The following is a 16,883-nucleotide window of genomic DNA, read 5'->3' on the forward strand; positions in this document are numbered from 1 at the left end:
CCGTTAGATAATTTCAAAGTAGCGTTTGAGTTCCCAATCGGTAACGGCTTTACGAAACTCTCGCTCTTCCCATTCTCGGCTTGCTGCAAAGTGGTCAACAAATTCATTGCCGAACATTTCGCGCGCGTAAGGGGATGCTTTTAGCATTTGAGCTGCTTCCCATAATGTGGCAGGCAGTTTGAGCTCTTCCGGTACCTCTTGTTCGTAGGCGTTACCAACGATCGCTTCTCCTGGCTCCCATCTATTGAGAATACCGCATAGGCCGGAAGCTAAAGCGGCCGCTAAGGCTAAATACGGATTGCCATCGGCCGCGCCAATTCGGTATTCCACACGCTGGCTTTTTTCCGAGCCAGGGATGACTCGTAATGATGTGGTGCGATTTTCTACAGCCCAAGTGGAATGGGTCGGCGCCCAAAACCCAGGAATCATGCGACGATAGCTGTTGACGGTTGGTGCAACCATGCAAAGAAACTCTGGCATCAATCGCTGTAAACCAGCGACAAAATGGCGTTGAATTTCACTCATATTGTGCTCTTTGCTAGGATCGTAAAATGCGGAGCTAGCATCGTCGTTCTGCAGTGAAATATGAATATGGCCACTTTGTCCGGGGTAGTCATTGCTCCATTTCGCCATGAAGGTCGCCATCATGTCATTTCTTTGCATCAACACCTTGGTATAGGTTTTGAAAAGCGCGGCTTTGTCGGCGGCATTCATCGCACTATCAACCGCAATGGCGGCCTCGATCACGCCTGGTCCTGTTTCTGAGTGAATCCCTTCAATCGGAAAGTCCATGGTTTCACCCATATCTAAGATCTGTTGATACAACTCGATGTAGGTGGAGTTCCTTATCATGGAATAGCCAAACCAATCAGGCGTAATTGACTCAAGATCTTGGTAATTCTTTTCGCGTACTGATTGCGGTGTTTCTTTGAAAATGAAAAACTCATATTCGAATGCAGAAAAAGGATTAAGTCCCAGTTTTTGATATTTTGCAATGATTCGTTCAAGTGTGCTGCGTGGACAAATAGCAGAGGCAGGTTCCTCAAACTCGGCGATAAATAGCAGCATGCCTTTTTCGTCGAGCACGTCACGGCAGGTTTCTGGTAGAATTTTGACCGGAGCATCTGGATAGCCAGTATGCCAACCCGTGTAGGTGGCGTTGTCATAGAGCTGGTCTTTGCTATCCCAACCTAAAACGACATCACAAAACGCGAAGCCTTTATCAAGTGAGGAGAAGAACTTCTCTCTCGACATGTATTTACCCCGCATGATGCCATCATTATCAAATAAGCCGACTTTGACATGAGAAAGGTTACGATGTTCAACGATCGCTTTGGCATCTTCAATGGTCTTTACTGATCTTGCGTCCATTCGTTGTTCCTCTTTGCACTAGCTACTGGATCCGGTGTAATACCTGATTAGCTATAACGGTAAGGTTTGCCTGCTTTTTCCATATCGACAGTATATTGCTTGCGTATATCGATCACCCGTTTGTTTCTTGGGCTAGTTTTTGCTATTTCATCCCAGAACTTACGCGCTTTTTGACCGACCGTTTTCCACTCTTTATCTGGAATGGTGGTTAACTCAAGTTTGTCTCCATGAACAGGCAGTTTTGCTTCGCCGCCACAATCCCAATATTGGCGATAATAGTGTGGCTATCCATACACAAACGGCATAACGTTTTTAGGTGCTCAGGTAAGGCATCCCAGCGTTCACTGTTGGCAAAAATGAGCCACACCAAGCGCCGGAAATATTGTTGGTTAGGAAGTATTTGGTCACATCGGCCCAGCCAACCGTGTAATCTTCAGTGATCCCCGCCCAGAATGACATCACGTGTTGCTGCTCGTTTACACTCAATCCGAATGCGTTCATGCTTTTTTTCGGCTTCGTTTAGCTATCGACTGTCACCATTGCCCACTGTCTGTGGCGAGATAAGCCCGCTAATGCCCCAACAGCAGCAGAGCCGAGCGCTAAAGTACCATCAGGAATGCCATCATCCGTATGGAACGAAAAAATTATTGTGCCCATGGTAACGCCACCAAGGAACCATAGACCAAGCGATAGAGCCATCTATCATTAAGTGGAGGCCGAGTTTTTCTAACCTCATTGATTAATTTTATTTTTTCTTCGACAATTTTGTCACTAGTTATGATTGCACGTATAAGATCATTTACTTAAGTAGTCATCATTACACCATTCTGTTTATTGCTAGATATCATTATAGTTGTATTTTTTTGGTTCATTCGGGCTTTGATGAGTAGTTCAGGTCAAAAACAGTGCGCTCCCCTTTGCGTACTTCGAGCTGATTGATGAAGATAAAGATACCAATATGCGTTGGAATGGTAGGAAAAGATAGTGGAGGGGTTTGTTGCGTAATTCGATGGAACTAAATCAGGAACTTACGATCTGATCGGCTACATCAGTTAATCATTGTAGTTCCATGTCTCGTTACAAAACACCTTACTGGAAACGTTATAACCAAGCCCGTTTTTAGCTGATATTCTTTCCTTAATAAAGCCAATTTTTTCAAATAGACACATGGTTTTTCATTATTCATCGTCACGTATAGCCGGTCTCGTGTTAGACAAAAGTGACCCCAAGTCTTTAATTTTACAGACTTCAGTTCTGGAGAACAAAATTCGTGGGTGTCTTTTGTCTTTTAAATCGGATTACCATTAATTGTTGCAGAAATAAGCTCTTCAGAGGACGTGAACGTTTCACCTGTGGTCGCTTTCTATCTCTAAGACATTATTATAACCCTCATAGCTCAATGTTCTCGACACGGTTTGTTGTCCAGTATAGGTGCCGAGTTTAGCGCGATTAAATGACAGTGAATATTCTTCGAACACTTCAGTACCAAACGATACAAATTTTAATTGAAACACGCGGACGAATTTTCGACAGCGGTAGGAGGAGTTATCTCCGCTGCAATATTTTTGCTATCGTCATCGCCGCTGCATCCGATTTAAAATATCGTCGACATTAATCCGATTGAATGTGCAGTCATTTTCTCTTTCATCCTTGTAGTAATGGTCTCTCCATTGAATTCACTGGTATGTTTTTGAAAATTCAATTTGGCTCCGTAGCCATCAAGAAGACTACACAAGGTGTCTACCACTATTGATAAAGTAGAAAGAAAACATGAATCCACTTGCAATTTTATGCAAGGGCAGTGTCTAACGTTAGTAAAGGCGATTTATCGCTATCGATTGAGGGACGGCAGTTAGGTGAAATTCATAGAAGCGTCGACTTTAACCTTCTAAGTGACTAACTACTTGGCGATGAGTATCCTCATTTTGGTTCAAGTGCTCTGGAATTGCACCATCATGATTCATTGTACGGCGTTGCTTCTGCACCTAGTTTGGTGTTTTGTTTTAATCTACTGAAAATTAGAGAATAAATGATTAGTGCCACTTTGGTGTTAATCTGGCACTCTTCTTGTAACCCATCTAATTGAATAATAATTCACAAGATGGAGTTTCCACTATGAACAAGACGTTCAAATTAACGCTTGCTGCACTATCGACCTCTCTAACACTTTCTATTGGTGCAGCGGCCGCTGAAGAAGACACGATTAAGGTCGGTGTTTTGCACTCACTTTCAGGCACAATGGCGATCAGTGAGACCACGCTAAAAGATACTGTGCTGATGCTGGTGGATGAGCAGAACAAAAAAGGCGGCTTATTAGGGAAAAAACTTGAGGCAGTTGTTGTCGATCCTGCGTCGAATTGGCCTTTATTTGCAGAGAAAGCGCGTGAACTGATCGAAAAGGAAAAGGTTGATGTTGTCTTTGGTGGTTGGACGTCGGTATCGCGTAAATCAATGCTACCTGTGTTTGAAGAGCTCAATAGTATTCTATTCTACCCAGTGCAATATGAAGGTGAAGAGTCATCGAAAAACGTTTTTTACACGGGCGCTGCCCCTAATCAGCAGGCAATCCCAGCAGTCGATTACTTGATGAATGATCTAGAAGTCGAACGTTGGGTGCTTGCCGGCACCGATTATGTTTACCCACGAACAACGAATAAAATCCTAAAATCATACCTTAAATCAAAAGGTGTTGACGAAGCTGACATCATGATCAGCTACACGCCGTTTGGTCACTCTGATTGGCAATCCATTGTTTCCGATATCAAGAAGTTCGGTTCTGAAGGTAAGCAGACCGCAGTGGTGTCCACGATCAATGGTGATGCAAATGTTCCCTTCTACAAAGAACTTGGTGCGCAAGGTATCTCATCAGAGGACATCCCTGTTATCGCTTTCTCAGTGGGTGAAGAAGAACTGTCAGGCATGGACACTGAGCCGTTGGTGGGTCACTTAGCGGCATGGAACTATTTTATGAGTGTCGACACCGAAGCGAATGGAGAGTTTGTTGAGGCTTGGCACAAGTTTATCAAGAGTGAAGGACGCGTAACAAATGATCCGATGGAAGCGCACTACATTGGTTTCAATATGTGGGCGCAAGCGGTTACCGTTGCGGGTACAACAGATGCGGAAGCCGTACAAGATGCTCTGATCGGTGTTTCGGTCCCCAACTTGTCTGGCGGCTACTCAACCATGATGCCAAATCACCACATCACTAAACCGGTGTTGATTGGTGAGATCCAAGGCGATGGTCAGTTCGAGATCGTATGGGAAACCACAGGCTTAGTTGCTGGTGATGCGTGGTCGAAATACTTACCTGAATCCGCAAAGCTTTTCTCAAGCTGGTCTAAACCATTCTCCTGTGGTGCATTCAACATTGAGACCAAGAAATGCGCAGGCAGTAACTAATTTGCCTATGCGGTGCTCCACTGTGGAGCTCCGTTTCTCGGGGTTCCCGAGCAAAAACAACATATTAGGCAAAGTGCTCTGGCAGCAAACAATAAGCTCGGTTGATGAAGGACGAAAGTCATGAAAAATGTGTTTAAAGCAGTGCTATTGATGCTGCTTTTAGTAAACGTTAGTTGGGCGGCCGTGACCGGAAAAGAGAGTTTTAGTGATGCTCTTATCGGAAAGAGTACCAGTCAAAAATTACAAGCTATTGAGTGGTTAGTAGAAGCGCAAAACGCGGAAATAGCAAAGCGAGTCCTTAACGCTTGGCTCGATGGCAATCTTTACTACTTCAGTGACAAGTTCGCCGAAAATCACCAAGCGCTGTATGTTGTCGACAACCTGAAGTCTGCAAAACAGGCAACGTCCGCTTGGGGAAATGAATCTCTGACGATTGAAAATAATCGTCAGTTCAAGAAAGTCAGAGTAAATAACCGATTACGCAAAGAGATCCGCACTGAGCTCGCCTCGCTGGGGATCAACAGCGCTGAAGCGAGCGTTCGCTATGAGGCGGTGATGACTTTGCTAGGTACCAATGATGATGAACTACTGAATGCATTATACTCCCGTTTGCCGGTCGAAAGAGACAGCAAAGTCGCCGAAATTATTGAGCTTGCACTGGCTATCGATGTTGCTCAAGATGCGAGCCGCAGCGAGTTAGAGCGTGTGGTTGCGATTGAAACCTTGGGTGACTACAAGTTTCCTATTGTGGCTCAAACGATAAATCGAATTTTAGCCAGTGAGCCACCAGTTGAGATTGAGAGTTCCGCCAATCTGGCGCTGACACGTTATCAGCAATCCCAATCGTTTTATGCAGGGGCAGAAACCATCTTCTTTGGTCTCAGTCTTGGTTCCGTACTCGTACTCGCGGGGATTGGCTTGGCTATTACGTTTGGTGTGATGGGCGTGATTAATATGGCGCATGGGGAGTTAATTATGATTGGCGCTTACACCACTTACGTGATGCAGCAGTTAATGCCCAACCACATCGGCTATGCGCTGCTGCTCTCTATTCCGATGGCGTTCATTGTTTCAGGCTTTGTCGGTATCGCGATTGAACGTAGCGTGATTCGCCACTTATACGGACGCCCGTTAGAAACCCTTTTAGCTACTTTTGGTATCAGCTTGATCTTGCAGCAAGCGGTGCGCTCTATCTTCTCTCCTTTAAACCGCTCGGTTAGCACTCCGGATTGGATGTCGGGTGCGTTAGAAATCAACCCGATGCTGTCACTGACTTATAACCGCTTATACATCATATTGTTCTGTGCCTTAGTGTTCTGGGGATTGTTGATGGTGCTCAAAAAAACGTCGCTTGGATTGCAGGTTCGTGCTGTGTCTCAAAATCGAGGTATGGCCCGTGCGATGGGGATCCGCTCTGAACGGGTCGATGCCATGACCTTTGGTTTGGGCTCAGGGGTTGCCGGTGTCGCAGGTGTGGCCCTCTCTCAATTAACCAACGTGGGGCCAAATATGGGACAGGCTTACATCATTGATTCGTTCATGGTGGTGGTGTTTGGCGGTGTGGGCAATTTATGGGGAACCTTAGTCGCTGGATTGAGCCTAGGCTTGTTCAATAAAGTACTTGAGCCATGGGCAGGGGCTGTACTGGCGAAGATTTTAGTGTTGATTTTCATCATTCTATTTATTCAAAAACGCCCACGAGGACTTTTCCCTGAACGTGGTCGTACGGCTGAAAGTTAAGGAAAACAATATGCAGTCGAAATCTTTTGTTCTTTCAGCAATGCAAGGCGACCGAGGTGGGCAAGTGACCCTATTGGCAATCCTAGCTGCTGTTATCTTTGTTCCGCTTGCTAACACCCTACTACCTAGTGGACATCCATTACACGTCGAGACGTTTACAGTCTCGTTGATGGGGAAGTACCTTAGCTATGCCATGCTGGCGCTGGCACTTGATTTAGTCTGGGGCTATCTCGGTATATTGAGTTTGGGCCATGGCGCTTTCTTTGCCATTGGTGGTTATGCTATGGGCATGTATTTAATGCGTCAAATCGGTGATCGTGGCGTTTATGGTGACCCGATTTTGCCGGATTTCATGGTGTTTCTAAACTGGCAAGAGTTACCGTGGTTTTGGCAAGGCTTCGACCAGTTCTGGTTTGCCTGTGCCATGGTGGCGTTAGTTCCCGGTGCACTAGCGTACTTTTTTGGCTATCTAGCTTTCCGCTCACGTGTTTCAGGGGTTTACCTTTCTATCATGACTCAGGCACTGACTTACGCCTTAATGTTGGCATTTTTCCGCAATGAGATGGGCTTTGGTGGGAATAACGGTCTTACAGACTTTAAAGACATCCTTGGGTTTAGCTTGCAAAGTGACAGCACTAAACTGGCTCTGTTTGTGATCACTGGTGTGGTCTTGATACTCAGTTACATCGTGTGCCGAATGGTTGTGACGAGCCGCCTAGGTCGAGTGGCTTTAGCGATCCGAGATTCCGAATCACGGACGCGTTTTATGGGGTACGACGTTGATGGCATCAAACTTTGGGTATTTGTGCTTTCTGCTGTGATTGCCGGACTTGCAGGGGCGCTTTATGTTCCTCAAGTGGGCATTATTAACCCGGGAGAGTTTGCCCCACTCAACTCGATAGAAGTGGTGGTATGGGTTGCTCTCGGGGGGCGTGCAACTTTGTTTGGAGCCATTGTTGGGGCGCTGATCATCAACTACACCAAAAGTTGGTTCACGGTGGAATTCCCGGAAGTATGGTTGTTTGCACTTGGCGGTATTTTTGTTCTTTCTACGATGTATTTCCCGAAAGGTGTGATTGGTTTCGTTAGCGACCTTACAGCGGCGATTCGTATGCGATTTAACCCTAAACCCAAAGCTCACCAAGAGGCAAAAAAGGGTGAAGTTAAGGAGGTGACAGCATGAGCGCCCTGCAATCTATTCAGCATTTCAAAGTCGGCTATCAGACCTTCACGCGTCGCGATGAAGTGTTTTCTTTTCTAAAGCCTGATGTTCATCCTGCAATTGATACGCGGCATAACGTTCTGCTCTATGTGGAAGGGGTAAACAAGAGTTTTGATGGTTTTAAAGCGCTCAATGACCTTAACCTCTATATACGAGAAGGGGAGTTACGCTGTGTCATCGGGCCGAATGGCGCGGGCAAAACCACCATGATGGATATCATCACTGGCAAAACAAAGCCTGACAACGGTAAGGTTTGGCTAGGATCAAATATTAACCTCCTAAAAATGAGTGAAGCGGAAATCGCCAATGCGGGTATCGGGCGTAAGTTCCAGAAACCAACAGTGATTGAGTGCTTGAGTGTGTGGCAAAACTTAGAGCTTTCCATGTCGGGCGTTCGCTCGGTTTGGGGGACGTTCACTGCCCGCATGAGCGGTGAGCAGAGAGTCAAGTTGGAATCAGTGTTGGAGCTGATTCACCTTAAAGATGAAGCGACCAACAGTGCCGGAAACCTCTCTCATGGTCAAAAGCAGTGGCTAGAGATCGGTATGCTTTTGATGCAAAACCCCAAGCTCTTACTCGTGGATGAACCGGTTGCAGGCATGACACATCAAGAGATGGATCGTACCTCTGAACTGCTTAATTCACTAGCAGGAAAGTATTCTGTGGTAGTGGTGGAGCACGATATGGACTTTGTCCGTTCGATTGCCAGTCACGTGACGGTCTTGCATCAAGGGCATGTACTGGCAGAAGGTAGCATGGAACAAGTGCAGTCTCATCCAGAAGTTAAACAAGTTTATCTCGGAGAATAGGATGTTAGAGATCAAATCACTAAACCAATTTTATGGCGAGAGCCACACCTTGTGGGACTTGGATATGACCATTCCAGAAGGCAAGTGTACCGTGCTAATGGGGCGCAATGGTGTAGGTAAAACGACTTTGTTGCAGTGCATTATGGGCTTGGTTAAGGTGAAAAGTGGCGATATTAAGATGGGAGAACAATCACTGCTTAAGTTGAATGTGGAGGAGCGTCCACGACAAGGGATTGGATATGTACCGCAAGGACGTCAAATCTTCCCTATGCTCACCGTGAAAGAGAACTTAGAAGTTGGATTGCCAATTCGAGCAAAAGGGGATCGTAAAATCCCAGCGTTTATTTTTGACTTGTTCCCCGTGTTAAAAGAGATGCTTCATCGTCGAGGTGGTGACTTGTCGGGCGGTCAACAGCAGCAACTCGCGATCGGTCGTGCCTTAGTTGTGAACCCAAAATTGCTGATCCTTGATGAGCCGACAGAAGGGATTCAACCGAATATCGTGCAAGAGATTGGTGACATTATTCGCATGCTCAATGAGAAGATGGGACTGACAGTATTATTGGTAGAGCAGAAACTGCCATTTGCGCGCAAAGTGGGCGATCGTTTCTGTATTCTTGACCGTGGTCGTCAGGTTGCAGAGGGAGATATTAAACAATTGAACGATCAGTTGATAAAGGAGTATCTCACGGTATGAGTTCTCTTTTAACGGCACAAAGTATGAGCCTATGATGTTCATCCTCATTCCATTGGGGAAGGCATTTATCAGGAGGTTCGTGACGGCTAGAAAGCAAAGCTGGGGTTGATGTTCACTCAGCGCGGGGACAAAACCGTTCTTAAGCACCGTGACTTGTCCTGATATGGGGAAGCACATTTTAGTTAAAATGCTCGATGTACTTCATCGGGCGTTTTGTATTTTAAGGCTGTATGTGGCCTATACCGATTATAGATTTGTATTGATTCGGCTACCATCTTGCGAGCTTACGTTAGGTCTGGAGGTTTACTCAGAAGGTATTTACTTTTGAGGACCCCACTCACTCTCTCTGCCAACGTATTTTGGTAACAGTCATACCCATCTGTCATCGAACAACTCACACCATATTTATGATGGATCATTTGATATTCCGCAGAGCAATATTGCGCACCTCTATCTGAATGATGGATAAGGGGCTTTTGGCTATTGCGGTTTTTGAGTGTATTAATAAAGGCCTGTTTGACTGATTGAGTTTTCATGTTGTCATCAACATGGCAATCTACGATTTTCCTTGAGTAGGCATCAGTCACTAAACTCAGATAAGCCTCTTCCACCAAAAGGACGTATATCGAAATTGCGATGGTGTTCGACACGACTCATGTCATGTGGAATAAATTATTGTATGGCACAAAAGTTTGATTTGTATAGTGAAGTCTTACTAATGCGAGAGAGAAGCTTTGGAGCGTACTGCGGGAATCGAACCCGCATCATCAGCTTGGAAGGCTGAGGTAATAGCCATTATACGAAGTACGCTTTATCGTGAAGGCACAGCTAATATGCCACATAAATTGAAAAAGAAAAGTCTTTTTTGATTAAGTGGTTGTTTAGTGTACGTTTATGGCATTTTGATTGAAATAGATTGTCCTCGATCACGTTTTTCTACCTTATATCGTTCAATTTGTAACTTCGAAATACCAAGTTTGAACACTGAGCGTTCATAGTCGAAACTCAATATTGAAATGATTTAATACTTTCTCACTAACGTATTAATACACGATGGTGGCATCAAACGGTGAAACAGGAGAACGGTGTATGTGGAGAGGCTTACTGGCAGCATTACTTGTAATGGTAACCACGGCTTGCACAACGATAACAACTGATGTTGATAGCCAAGCTGATTTTTCATCCTTTAAGACCTTTGATTTTGGGAAGCAATCCGATCTTCCAACCAGTTTAGATGCAAGACGAATCGAGCAGGCGATTGCTGCTCAGTTAGAGTCAAATGGACTATCGAGGGTGAGCAGTGGTGGGGATTTGTATGTTCACTATGACATCATTAAAGAGTCTGAGTTGGTTTCTACTGGTTCCTCTTTTAGCGTCGGTTATGGCCGCAATAGCTTTGGTGTGCTGACCACAAGCCCTGAACGTTACAAAGAAAGAAAATATGGCAAGTTGGTGGTTGAACTCGTTGACACTAAAGCTAACCAAGTCGTATGGAAGGGAGTATCAAATCGTAAGCTTACGGAGTCGATGAGCACCAAGAAACGTGAAGCGCTGATATTCGAAGAGATCGCAAAAATGTTTGAAAATTATCCTTACGGGGAAAAAGTAGCCTTTTAGATACAATCTAGCCAATGCCAGATATCCCCCTAACTCACGAGAACATTGAGAAAATGTGGGGATAGGCTCTCAATCATTTCATTTTTTATTCTCGATTGAGAATTTGAATTGCAAATTTATACGCATGGGGTTAAAGAGCATTTCGTTGTAGTTTAGGTGATTGTCGTGCGTTCTTACCTCGTTAGTGTACTAGGGCTTTTTGTTGCACTGATGGCTTTTGGGTTGAGTCAGGCACAGGCGTCACTAAACCATCTTCACGTTACCCGCCTCACTCCTGATATTGTTGACGCTCCGCTTCTTGAAGAAGCCCCGTCTTTACCTAGACGTAAGATGGCAGCGAGTCTGTTGGGGCGTAATACGTTACGGGTGCACTATTCTAGCTACGCGACAGATGCCGATGAGCCAGATACACTAATGATGCGGAGGTTCGCTGTTATGAGTTTTGTGAGATGAAAGTTCGTAAGGCGTGGAATAAATCAAAGGCGACACCACAGATAGCATCATAAAGGGTATTCCTCAGACAACATTTGCAAAAAAGGCGCTATCACAGCGCCTTTTTATTCATCCTGTTTGCCTAGGTTTCTGACTTGATGACACGAGCCGAGGGTTAGGCGCTAGCGTAAATCACGCTGCCACCTTTGATGGTATCGATGATCTGGCGTGATAGATGTTCAGGTAATGCAGGGCAGCCCCAACTGCGGCCTAAATACCCATTCTTTTTAATAAATGACGGGTTGGCGTAATCCGCACCATGAACAACGATATAACGTTCACGAGCCTTATCGTTCACACCAGAAGTCAGACCGTCTAGGCGAAGTGAGTAGCCGTTAGAACCATAATAGGTGGTATCGGTCAAAAACGTACCTAACGAAGTTTTACGTGAATTCACAATGTTAGAAAACTTAGTAGCGGTCTTCAAACCACTGTTTACCCCATGAGAAACGTAAGTGTTATAGATCAGCTTATTTTTCTCAAGGTCGACCACGTAAAAGCGTTTTTCAGTCGATGGCTTGCTATAATCGATGATGGTTAGCACCTGCTTTTTTCGATTTGGTGTTTGGTTATAAGCCTTAAAAGCATCACTAAATAGCTCATAGTCAATGACACCGTTCAATTTGGCTTCTTTATATGTATTTTCAACAAGTTGTTGAGTGAGGTTATTTTCCGTCTGCTTCCCTGTCTGTTGCGCAAAAGCAAAAGGTGAAACTGATACTGATACCCATATCAATAATAAAAATAGCTTTTTCATTTTTACTAATATAACTCTTGGTGTTACAAACTTATCGATTGCTTCATGCATTCTTTAATACAACATGCACATCAAATTAATTTTATTCTCGGTGTTTCTTATCATCTGAACGCATAAATTCCACGATGGACAGAGTACTTTTGCTGTTCATTGATTTAAATTACTGATTTTAATCAATATTGAGGCGTTAATCGAAGAATATAAAAACTTCAGAGCAAATACTATCTTATTTGGTTAATTAATAAAACTGTGTTTAACGACATTTACTTAAACTGACAGTTAATAAAACAATGTGTAATTAACATTTCGCCGGAAATTTCATTTTATTCCAAAGAGATTAGGGGTGATTTTTAAGGAAAAAATAATTTTCATCCCGCGATCTGACTTGTAACAAAATGTTGCATAAAAAAGAGGGGCTAAACAGGCTTTGTGGCGGAACTCAGCTTCAGAGCGAACGCTAGCTAATTCGTTTGCATTTTAAACGACATACTGAGTATCAGGCATGCCTATCCCAGTCATGTTGAGTGCGTTGATCATGGCGTAAGTCTCCCCAACTTATGCGTTGTAATTGCGAAGCGTGAGTGATGCCCGAGTAGCGGTTTTACACGATACATAGCGGTATCCGACAATGAACGGTTATGGTAACCATACTTCTGTTTCTACTTTTTGTTCGAGCCGTAGAGTTTTTGGCAGCCAACCGCTCGATTACGTGGATGCCCCTTTTCCCAGAAAGCTGCCCCTTCACGTGGAGGGATTTAGAGGTGTCGCTTTCTTAACCCTAATCGCCCTGTGGTACTCCCTTGTATCGTACGCACCATCTCCTGAAATTTCTTTGATGGTTCGGCGTGTTTGCTTAAGTAAATTAGGGAGTACTTCCACATCTGTCACGCCTTAAAGTGTCAGTTCCGCTGCGATAATTTCATGAGTACCAGTATCAACAGCAAGATGGAGTTTACGCCAGACTCGACGCTTACCATCGATTCCGTGCTTTTTTACTTTCCATTCACCCTCACCGTATACCTTGAGCCCAGTTGCATCGATAGCTAGGGGCTGGATAGCACCTCGTGATGAGGCTTTGAAATTAACCTCAACATCCTTAGCTCGGCGACGGATGCAAAAATAGTGGGGACAAACCAGTGGGACGTCTGCCAATCTAAAAACAGAATCGATGAAGCCTTGTAGGGCTCTTAAAGTAAGGAAAGGACGCGCTTTACCATCAGAGTGGTTGTGATAGCGAGGTCACTAAACAATCGTGCTCGACCACGTCTATTCTGTCTGGGTTGCTTCCACTCAGCTATCGCTTCTTCGTCAATCCAAAAGGTGAGTGAGCCTCGGTTGACCAAGGCGTTATTGTACTTGCGCCAGTGATTGGTTTTGTCGCGAGGCTTCGGCATGAAATCAACGTCAGTGAATGAATGTTACTGATCTGATCGTAATATTCTGATTTAGTTCATTCGATTTCTGCAACAAAGATCCATTGCGTTGCTAAATCAAAAAAATGGATATTGGAGTGATATTATTTTTCTTGATTGAAATTAGTAAGAGGTGTCCAATGATGAATGTTATATTTCACACCTAAATAAATTATATCAATGAAATTAATGGTCAGTGCTTATTGAATTGGAATTGGGTTGGTGAAATTTAAAAAACAATATTAACGCTTAAACTTATTAAGTATGATTTTTTGTTAATTAATAGGTTTGCAGTTGGTTTAGTTATTATTGTGCATTGTTATTTTATGATTCAAGTTCAATTGGTTTTTAAAATTATACTAATTTTCATATTTTTCATGTTCTTATGGGAATGGTTAGATTGATAAGAAAGATGCACGCGGATAAACTAAAATATTCACGATTTGAGCGTTCTGAGCGGAGTCCTGAGATGTTTATAAGACGTGACTTTACTAGGAGTGGGCAGTTATCGCTTATGTATGCGTCAATAAAGTGAGGCTGAAAATATCACCAATGCAACGCAGTGTACAGAGCTGTTTTTAAATCAAGAGCGATGGTGATTAAATAATCACCATGGATTGAAAGTTATTTAATCAATCAGTCTTGAATATTCAAAGCAAACGATTGCTCTTGTTTTGGGGTGTTGTATAATCTGAGCTGCGTCACAAATTGGTGGCTCGTATTACATTTCAGGACTCATATGTTGAAGAAATCACTTGCTCTTATGCTTGCAGCTTACTCTCTACCTTCCATTGCAGCATCAACCATTGGTATCGTCGGTGCAATGGATGTAGAAGTTGAAGCTCTATTACCAAAAATCCAAAATCAACAAGTAAAACAAATTGGTAGGCACAGTTTTTACACGGGTGAGTTAGAAGGCAAATCAGTAGTCGTAACTAAGTCTGGCGTTGGTAAAGTGAATGCCGCTATGACAACCACATTGCTTATTGAGTCATTCGGTGTAGACCAACTGATTTTTACTGGTATTGCAGGTGCAAGCGATCCTAAATTGGATCCGTTGGATGTGGTGGTATCAACACGCCTTGTTCAACATGATGTCGATTTAACACCTTTTAATATGCCGAAAGGTCTATTACCAGACTATCAAGAGCGTTACTTCTACGCAGATAAAACGCTACAAAAATACGCGTTTGAAGCTGCGGTCGATACGTTAGGTAAAGAGAGTGTTTATCGAGGCATTATCGCCTCAGGTGACCAGTTCATAGCAAGTAAGGTAAAAGTGACCGGAATATATCAAGAGTACAATGCCATGGCGGTGGAAATGGAAGGGGCCGCACTTGGTCAAGTCGCAGATGCATTTAAAGTTCCATACGTCGTGATCCGTACGATTTCGGACAAAGCGGATGGATCTGCAGAGATGGTATACTCTGATTTGAAGAAAGCCACGGCTGACAACTCAGCGAACATTACATTGAATATGCTAAAACGCATGCAGTAGCATTACAAATCAAAGCAGCGCCAAGAGTGCTGCTTTGTTCTGCAAGGACAAAGATTGCGGGCTTCTATTCTCTTTTTTGGAGGACGCATTGGGAGAACCTTAATACCCTGTTTAACTACCCAGAGGATATACGTCGAGCGATTTACACGACTAACGCCATTGAGTCACTCAACAGCGTTATTAGAAAAGCGATTAAGAAACAAAAAACTGTTCCCAACAGATTAGTCAGCTCGAAAGGTGATTTACCTAGCGACAAGCACTGAACCGCTTTATGATTATGTTCGAAGACCGACTCACTGAATATATGTAACGCCGACAGTTACACAGAATTATTTACAGGGTCTAAGGTATTGTTAGAACACGCAATGTTTAGCGAAGTCTGACGCTTCGTTGGCCGTCCATTCGCCTTTTGGTTTTTCTTTCATATCGTTACACCATGCTTCGCTGCCTACTTCAGTACACGCCATCAGTTGTGCTGTAACAAACACGATCAATGCTAACTTTTTCATTTTCCATCCCTTTTAAAGTTGTCCTTTTCATGAAGTATAAACATTCAGTTACTGAAGTAATGTCAAAATTAAAAATTTGAGCGAATGATCTCACTTTAGAAGGACGTGCAACTTGAAACTTTGAAGGCGTGGAGAAGCCTCGAAACAGGCCTGTTTTGATTGCTCGGATGATGGTTTTTTAACCTCAACTCGGGACAAGAAAGTCTACATAGCCCAATTCATGAGTCACTTAAGCTGATATAGGAGTCAGTACAGCTATTTTAGATGAATAACAAGGCAAAATGACAAGTCAATAGTGAGTCTATTGCGGTCATTTTAACGACGTTAGGCGCTAAAAGCGCTGTGCTGAATGGCTTAGATTGTCTTGAGCTGAGGTTATTTAGTGAGCTCATCAATAATTGGGCAACAGCTTGTGGCGTCACCAGGGCAGGAAGTAACCCAACTCTCAAGTTGCTTTTTGATTTCGACAAGGTGAGCTATCTTGTTTTCAACTTCTTGTAGTTTCCCCATGGTTCGAGCTTTAACTTCTCTGCTTTTTCGGTTTGGATTATGCGCCAACTGCACAAACTCTTTACATTCTTGAAGAGAGAATCCTGCATTTTTTGCTCGAGAAATTAGATTTAACTCTTGGATGTGCTTGTCTGAATACTCTCGATAACCCGAGTCATTGCGTGCTGGCGGTGTGATGATGCCTTTATCTTCATAAAGTCGGATAGATTTGGAAGAAAGCCCTGTCAATTCAGCAGCCACACCAATATTCATAGATAGCCTCTACATTCGAGATGATGTTATCGCGAGTATATACCGAACGGGCGTTAAGGTGCAGTACTGAAGAGACTTTTACTTATCCGTGTTCGTGTTCATGACCTTTCATATCTAAGTTGTGTTAAGTAAGTTTTTGAATAATTAAGAAAAAGCCCGAAAGAACAGTACTTTCGGGCTTTCGTTATTCAATATATTTAGACATTACTCAGTGGCGAAACTTTTTTTTTCACGCTGCATTTTTGCTAGGAAATACACGTTTACACAAGCAATAAACCCGTTAGTTAGCACAACTGGCCATGAGTCAATCATCAGACCGTATGCAGTGAACAGACCACAGCCGATAAAGTTAAGAATACGTAGCTTAACGATATCTTTCATTGTAAGTGAAATCGCGACCATGATTGAGGCAGCGTAGCCTAGGATTTCAACCATATTCATCTCCATAATTTGACCCTCTTAAATCTGCCGATTGTTGTCGGTACCAATTCTTCTCTTCTTGAGATTAGTGAGGAAGCTCCATGCCTCGAATGGTCTTTTTCGTTTTGATGGGTTAACTATATCAATGGAAAAACCGTGATGAAAGCCTCAAAAC

15 protein-coding genes, 1 tRNA gene and 3 pseudogenes are annotated in these 16,883 nt (G+C 43.6%); 9 read left to right on the plus strand and 10 right to left on the minus strand.

The annotated features are described in order from the left end of the window. Positions 1-3 precede the first annotated feature (3 nt). The 3 genes from AK966_RS06710 to AK966_RS19905 form a co-directional block, all read right to left on the minus strand. Entirely contained in the window at positions 4-1,371 is a 1,368-nt protein-coding gene (locus AK966_RS06710; protein WP_099078981.1) for a glutamine synthetase family protein, read from the minus strand. Between the two features lie 312 nt (positions 1,372-1,683). After that, on the minus strand, positions 1,684-1,872 hold the full coding sequence (locus AK966_RS20095) for a hypothetical protein (protein WP_259343739.1): 189 nt from the start codon (positions 1,870-1,872) through the stop codon (positions 1,684-1,686). An 18-nt stretch (positions 1,873-1,890) separates the two neighbouring features. Further along, positions 1,891-2,028, minus strand: a complete 138-nt coding sequence (locus AK966_RS19905; RefSeq protein ID WP_172438100.1) for a hypothetical protein — start codon at positions 2,026-2,028, stop codon at positions 1,891-1,893. A 1,458-nt stretch (positions 2,029-3,486) separates the two neighbouring features. Here AK966_RS19905 and urtA point away from each other — a divergent pair. From urtA to urtE, 5 genes are all read left to right on the plus strand, one after another. After that, complete coding sequence (gene urtA, locus AK966_RS06725; protein WP_119463774.1) at positions 3,487-4,773, plus strand: urea ABC transporter substrate-binding protein; 1,287 nt, start codon at positions 3,487-3,489, stop codon at positions 4,771-4,773. A 120-nt stretch (positions 4,774-4,893) separates the two neighbouring features. Next, a complete protein-coding gene (urtB, locus tag AK966_RS06730) occupies positions 4,894-6,513 on the plus strand; it encodes an urea ABC transporter permease subunit UrtB (RefSeq protein ID WP_099078978.1) in 1,620 nt (539 codons plus the stop codon). Positions 6,514-6,523: 10 nt separating this feature from the next. Next, a complete protein-coding gene (gene urtC / locus AK966_RS06735; RefSeq protein WP_259343740.1) occupies positions 6,524-7,696 on the plus strand; it encodes an urea ABC transporter permease subunit UrtC in 1,173 nt (390 codons plus the stop codon). After that, positions 7,693-8,544, plus strand: coding sequence for an urea ABC transporter ATP-binding protein UrtD (urtD, locus tag AK966_RS06740; protein ID WP_099078977.1), 852 nt, complete (start codon positions 7,693-7,695; stop codon positions 8,542-8,544). The genes urtC and urtD overlap by 4 nt, the downstream gene beginning before the upstream one ends. A gap of 1 nt (position 8,545) precedes the next feature. Beyond that, complete coding sequence (gene urtE, locus AK966_RS06745) at positions 8,546-9,241, plus strand: urea ABC transporter ATP-binding subunit UrtE (RefSeq protein WP_099078976.1); 696 nt, start codon at positions 8,546-8,548, stop codon at positions 9,239-9,241. A gap of 182 nt (positions 9,242-9,423) precedes the next feature. Here urtE and AK966_RS06750 read toward each other — a convergent pair. Continuing rightward, positions 9,424-9,840, minus strand: a pseudogene (locus AK966_RS06750) (transposase); the annotation flags it as partial. A 136-nt stretch (positions 9,841-9,976) separates the two neighbouring features. Beyond that, positions 9,977-10,051, minus strand: a tRNA-Gly gene (locus AK966_RS06755). A 279-nt stretch (positions 10,052-10,330) separates the two neighbouring features. Here AK966_RS06755 and AK966_RS06760 point away from each other — a divergent pair. Beyond that, positions 10,331-10,858 (plus strand): DUF4136 domain-containing protein, encoded by a 528-nt coding sequence (locus AK966_RS06760; protein WP_099078960.1) that lies wholly within the window; start codon positions 10,331-10,333, stop codon positions 10,856-10,858. Positions 10,859-11,023: 165 nt separating this feature from the next. Continuing rightward, positions 11,024-11,311: a hypothetical protein gene (locus AK966_RS06765; RefSeq protein ID WP_119463775.1), complete on the plus strand. Its 288-nt coding sequence runs from the start codon at positions 11,024-11,026 to the stop codon at positions 11,309-11,311. A gap of 154 nt (positions 11,312-11,465) precedes the next feature. Here the strand turns inward: AK966_RS06765 and AK966_RS06770 are convergent, their stop codons facing one another. Both AK966_RS06770 and AK966_RS06775 read right to left on the minus strand, forming a co-directional pair. After that, positions 11,466-12,107, minus strand: a complete 642-nt coding sequence (locus tag AK966_RS06770; RefSeq protein WP_099077918.1) for a murein L,D-transpeptidase catalytic domain family protein — start codon at positions 12,105-12,107, stop codon at positions 11,466-11,468. 477 nt (positions 12,108-12,584) lie between these two features. Further along, positions 12,585-13,501 (minus strand): annotated as a pseudogene (locus tag AK966_RS06775) (IS5 family transposase). Positions 13,502-14,258: 757 nt separating this feature from the next. Here AK966_RS06775 and AK966_RS06780 point away from each other — a divergent pair. Together AK966_RS06780 and AK966_RS06785 are read left to right on the plus strand one after the other, a co-directional pair. Then, entirely contained in the window at positions 14,259-15,017 is a 759-nt protein-coding gene (locus tag AK966_RS06780) for a 5'-methylthioadenosine/adenosylhomocysteine nucleosidase (RefSeq protein WP_119463776.1), read from the plus strand. A 77-nt stretch (positions 15,018-15,094) separates the two neighbouring features. Further along, positions 15,095-15,327 (plus strand): annotated as a pseudogene (locus AK966_RS06785) (transposase); the annotation flags it as partial. A gap of 43 nt (positions 15,328-15,370) precedes the next feature. Here the strand turns inward: AK966_RS06785 and AK966_RS06790 are convergent. From AK966_RS06790 to AK966_RS06800, 3 genes are all read right to left on the minus strand, one after another. Next, the gene (locus AK966_RS06790) at positions 15,371-15,526 is read right to left on the minus strand and encodes a DUF3012 domain-containing protein (RefSeq protein WP_099077916.1); all 156 of its coding nucleotides are present in this window, start codon (positions 15,524-15,526) and stop codon (positions 15,371-15,373) included. A gap of 375 nt (positions 15,527-15,901) precedes the next feature. Beyond that, entirely contained in the window at positions 15,902-16,288 is a 387-nt protein-coding gene (gene cueR / locus AK966_RS06795) for a Cu(I)-responsive transcriptional regulator (protein WP_099077915.1), read from the minus strand. 204 nt (positions 16,289-16,492) lie between these two features. Continuing rightward, a complete protein-coding gene (locus AK966_RS06800; protein ID WP_099077914.1) occupies positions 16,493-16,735 on the minus strand; it encodes a YgjV family protein in 243 nt (80 codons plus the stop codon). Positions 16,736-16,883 lie beyond the last annotated feature (148 nt).

Origin of the sequence: Vibrio sp. PID23_8 (genome assembly GCF_003584965.1) — a bacterium.
Lineage (GTDB): Bacteria > Pseudomonadota > Gammaproteobacteria > Enterobacterales > Vibrionaceae > Vibrio.

What these genes read in the sequence shown, in the direction of transcription:
- urtA (WP_119463774.1), top strand. Translation starts at nt 3,487, where the DNA reads ATGAACAAGACGTTCAAATTAACGCTTGCTGCACTATCGACCTCTCTA.
- AK966_RS06760 (WP_099078960.1), top strand. Translation starts at nt 10,331, where the DNA reads ATGTGGAGAGGCTTACTGGCAGCATTACTTGTAATGGTAACCACGGCT.
- cueR (WP_099077915.1), bottom strand. Translation starts at nt 16,288, where the DNA reads ATGAATATTGGTGTGGCTGCTGAATTGACAGGGCTTTCTTCCAAATCT.
- AK966_RS06800 (WP_099077914.1), bottom strand. Translation starts at nt 16,735, where the DNA reads ATGGAGATGAATATGGTTGAAATCCTAGGCTACGCTGCCTCAATCATG.
- urtC (WP_259343740.1), top strand. Translation starts at nt 6,524, where the DNA reads ATGCAGTCGAAATCTTTTGTTCTTTCAGCAATGCAAGGCGACCGAGGT.
- AK966_RS06780 (WP_119463776.1), top strand. Translation starts at nt 14,259, where the DNA reads ATGTTGAAGAAATCACTTGCTCTTATGCTTGCAGCTTACTCTCTACCT.
- urtB (WP_099078978.1), top strand. Translation starts at nt 4,894, where the DNA reads ATGAAAAATGTGTTTAAAGCAGTGCTATTGATGCTGCTTTTAGTAAAC.
- urtD (WP_099078977.1), top strand. Translation starts at nt 7,693, where the DNA reads ATGAGCGCCCTGCAATCTATTCAGCATTTCAAAGTCGGCTATCAGACC.
- AK966_RS06770 (WP_099077918.1), bottom strand. Translation starts at nt 12,107, where the DNA reads ATGAAAAAGCTATTTTTATTATTGATATGGGTATCAGTATCAGTTTCA.
- AK966_RS20095 (WP_259343739.1), bottom strand. Translation starts at nt 1,872, where the DNA reads ATGAACGCATTCGGATTGAGTGTAAACGAGCAGCAACACGTGATGTCA.
- AK966_RS06710 (WP_099078981.1), bottom strand. Translation starts at nt 1,371, where the DNA reads ATGGACGCAAGATCAGTAAAGACCATTGAAGATGCCAAAGCGATCGTT.
- AK966_RS06790 (WP_099077916.1), bottom strand. Translation starts at nt 15,526, where the DNA reads ATGAAAAAGTTAGCATTGATCGTGTTTGTTACAGCACAACTGATGGCG.
- urtE (WP_099078976.1), top strand. Translation starts at nt 8,546, where the DNA reads ATGTTAGAGATCAAATCACTAAACCAATTTTATGGCGAGAGCCACACC.
- AK966_RS19905 (WP_172438100.1), bottom strand. Translation starts at nt 2,028, where the DNA reads ATGGGCACAATAATTTTTTCGTTCCATACGGATGATGGCATTCCTGAT.